The sequence below is a fragment of the Tissierella sp. genome (assembly GCF_052089545.1).
Classification (GTDB): Bacteria; Bacillota; Clostridia; order Tissierellales; family Tissierellaceae; genus Tissierella_A.
On record NZ_JBQDAA010000223.1, the window covers coordinates 1 to 3,589 of the forward strand.

3 protein-coding genes and 1 other annotated feature are annotated in these 3,589 nt (G+C 33.3%); of the genes, 1 reads left to right on the forward strand and 2 read right to left on the reverse strand.

Going from position 1 to position 3,589, the window contains the following annotated elements:
* Positions 1–75: 75 nt before the first annotated feature.
* Positions 76–334, reverse strand: a binding site (T-box leader).
* Between the two features lie 1,119 nt (positions 335–1,453).
* Entirely contained in the window at positions 1,454–1,783 is a 330-nt protein-coding gene (locus tag ACTHW2_RS11905) for a hypothetical protein (RefSeq protein ID WP_407090958.1), read from the forward strand.
* A gap of 198 nt (positions 1,784–1,981) precedes the next feature.
* On the opposite strand, the gene ACTHW2_RS11910 is transcribed toward ACTHW2_RS11905, so the two are convergent.
* Positions 1,982–2,560, reverse strand: a complete 579-nt coding sequence (locus tag ACTHW2_RS11910; RefSeq protein WP_442264133.1) for an IS607 family transposase — start codon at positions 2,558–2,560, stop codon at positions 1,982–1,984.
* 481 nt (positions 2,561–3,041) lie between these two features.
* On the reverse strand, positions 3,042–3,589 hold a 548-nt coding region (locus ACTHW2_RS11915; protein ID WP_442264132.1), incomplete at its 5' end, for an RluA family pseudouridine synthase.

Below are 3,589 nucleotides of genomic sequence, written 5' to 3' on the forward strand. Positions count from 1 at the left end.
ACGAACCTGTTATGGGTTTCTTTATTTGTCGCACTTAATTTTACAATTCATCATAACAAAATAAAACCCCCATCCGAAAAGGACGAGAGTTTACTTCGTGTTACCACCTTAATTTATTATTTCATCGCTGAAATAACCTTATTCAATACACGTTTTCATTGATATAACGTATACTGAAGCACGTTTAACGGATGCGTCCGTTCTTTCTTATTGCGTTAGCATTCAGAAAGACCACTCTGTGACCATTTTCAACTAATTTCCACTTACTCATTCCCACCATCTAAGAGCTCTCTTTATAGTTAAATTAGTTTACTTTTCACTTCAATGTGTTTATTTTAATGATATTATAATATAATATCTTTTTATTTTTGTCAATTAGAACTTAAATTTCATTACAAAAACTAATCTGTATCCTTTAATTCTTTTCCCAGACAGTTTTCAGTTCCTTTTTCACTCCTCAAGTTGTTGCAATCTTTACATCAGTAATAAGAGATCGTTTTATTAACATACTGACTCTATCTACTCTTTTAATTGAGTCCAATTTCTTATTATATAGAATAGCATTTCAAGTAATAATAAGGGTAGCGACAATACAAAGACAAAAATCAAAAGAAAGAATAAATCAAAAATGTTCAAGTTTGTTATGACAATAACAGTGATAAATAGACCAATAATAATTATAAAGGGGTACGCTATTTTTAAAGCAAATGAATCTGAATCATTCATTAACTGAAAAATCCATTTCTTTAACATGAGATTAATTATTGTTCCCACGGGGGCTGACATTAAAATTAAGAGTAAGAAATAAGCAATGGCCTCTTGACCTGGAATCAACATCCATAAATAAATTAAGCTAAATTGACCAACCGCGGTTAACAATAAACGGAGCATTACACTCCATAATTTAGGCTGATGTATTAACAAATGATTCACGTCCTTATTAGATTAGATATTTATTACGTAGCATGCCCTTTACTAATTACATTTTCGCACATTTTCAGCTTTTATAAAAGAATTTGATCCATTATTTTCTGATTTACTTCTATTTAATCCAAGATTATTATAGAGTTCAACTAATCAAGTAAAGGAGTGCATTATAAAGTTATTTGAAAGCGAACAAATTAACGACGCCATAATCCGTATTAAAATGCCTAACGTCTGTGCTTATGTTGTCAATGGGCGTGACAGAGTCGTTTTGATTAATACTGGTTTTAGATATGGGGATTTGAGGCAAGTTGTTGATAACTTACTTGATATGCCCTATGATGTCATCTGCACACAAGGTCATCTAGATCATGCGAAAGCAAGGCTTATCTTTCACATCGGAGCACTTTATTGCTCAAAAAGAAATAAATTATCATTCTTATAAAGAATACGATGTGTTTAACTTATGGGAGTCACTATCATTCCCATACACTTACCAAGTCATACTTCAGGGATTATGGGGTTTCTTATGCCTGAACTTAAGACTGTAATTCTCGGTGACGCTTGTGCCAATCCAACTATTATGAATCAAGATTCAAGTGGAACCGCCGAATCATTCCGAGAAGGTTTAATTAATTTAAATCAACACCGTTCTGAATTCAATTCAGTTTTAACGCAACATTCGAACTTTGGTGTGCCCTCTTTCGTAGTAGACCATAATTTATATTGGGCAGAGCAAATCTTATTAAACAAAGACGATCGTTTTAGAATTCGTTTAGGTGGTATAGAGTCTTTTGTCTCTCGAAATAAAAGGTTTTCCACCAATAAAGCTACTCAGGTAACATTATCTATTGACTAAACAATATTCGAAATAAATAAAGCGCTACTTACCCTAATGAGGGGTAAGTAGCGCTTTATCATTGGGACAAATTAAATGTTGTCCATGGTTCTAATTGTGGTGGATTAGATTGAATTTTTATCAATTCTTGTAACGTAGGATGTGGAATTTCCATTTCATAAGCCGATAGGAATTATATGTCCAAATGTAGTTTTAAAATCATAGTTCTAAATAAGAATTATTGTTTAAAGGATTACGCGATAAAAGACTATAAATCCTGGTTTCTTTTGAATCATCAATCAACTCAATGTCGATTTTATTCAATTGACATTGATACTCAAATAATTCGAAACCATTTCGCATGAAGCGACTTTTATTCAAAGTGACAATCTTGCTGATTTCTTGCTGGTTAATCATTTTCAAGAGATTTAATAAGCTTTTTCGCTGATAATTAAGTTCGCCACCAATTTCTGAAAAGATCTCAAAAGTATAATCATGAGCTTGCATATATTCTTCAACAAGCTTAACTTGCGACCTTAATTCAGCCATTTGTGTCGAAGTGCTAACTCTACAATAACCAATAATAAGTTTACCATCGTTATTGATAGTCTCAGGTAGATAATCTTTTAATTGCTCCGAGGAATAATAGCGAGTTCCTGCATTAGTTATATGATGGGGAATCAACTCGCCATTTTGCTGCATCCGTCTTAAAATATAGGGAGTTATCCCTGTTTTTTTGCAAACTTTCCAATAGACAATAATTCTATATTTTAAATTCCCTTCTGTATATTTTATCAGAGAGGATTCATACTATAAATCGATTTTATATTATTTGATTTTTTCGTGTTCATATTAAAGCGCAACCTTTAATACAGTCTTTCTCTTGCGAGTAGACTTCTATATGTTTCCATATAGCGCAGACTATTTCTTCTACCACATGGGTAGCCACATTTTTCTTCCGCCATTTGCTTGCGGCTTTACTCTCCCTCAAGGAGATAGTCGTTGAACGTCCCTCATATTCATTCATGAACTTAGAGTTTTCGCTGCTAAACAACCATTTTAATTTATCCTTAGCGCTACTTATTTACATACTGTCCTATAATAAGTAGTTTTTATTTCAGCTTAGATTATCCTTATTATTTTTTCTGCTTTCGCACCTTGACGTTTATTTTTTAAAATTCCGCTTTGGTCATAAGGCTTTAGGTATTCTTAGCAATTAAAGTGGAGTACGCACCAATTACTTGATACGCAGGGTATTATAATTGAAATGTAGTCAATCTCACAATATTAATGTTACCCATAATGCAATTTGGCTGTGAGGCTTTATTCGATGATCTCCATATTTTTGATCACCATATAAAGGTGAGCCAATTGCTTGAAACTGTACCCGAATCTGATGTGATCGGCCAGTATGCAATTGAACTCGTACTAATGACATACCGTGCTGATAAGCTAGAACTTCATAACTTAAGTAAGCCTTTTTAGCCTGGTTATGATTTTTATCAACAGTGTAAACTTGATTCGTTTTACGATTCTTCCAGAGGTAATGTGTCAATGTCCCCTTCATCCTAGGTAACTTCCCCATTACTACGGCCAGATAATATCTTTTCAAGTCATGTTTTCTTAATGTATTAGATAATCTGGATCCCGCTTTTGATGTCTTGGCAAATACCATCGCACCCCCGACAGGTCTATCAAGCCGATGCACTAGTCCTAAGTAAACATTAGCTGGCTTCTTATTTCTGACTTTTATAAATTGCTTTAGATGATTGAGTACATCTAAATCTTTACTACTATCTTCTTGTACAGGAACATTATCCGGCTTCT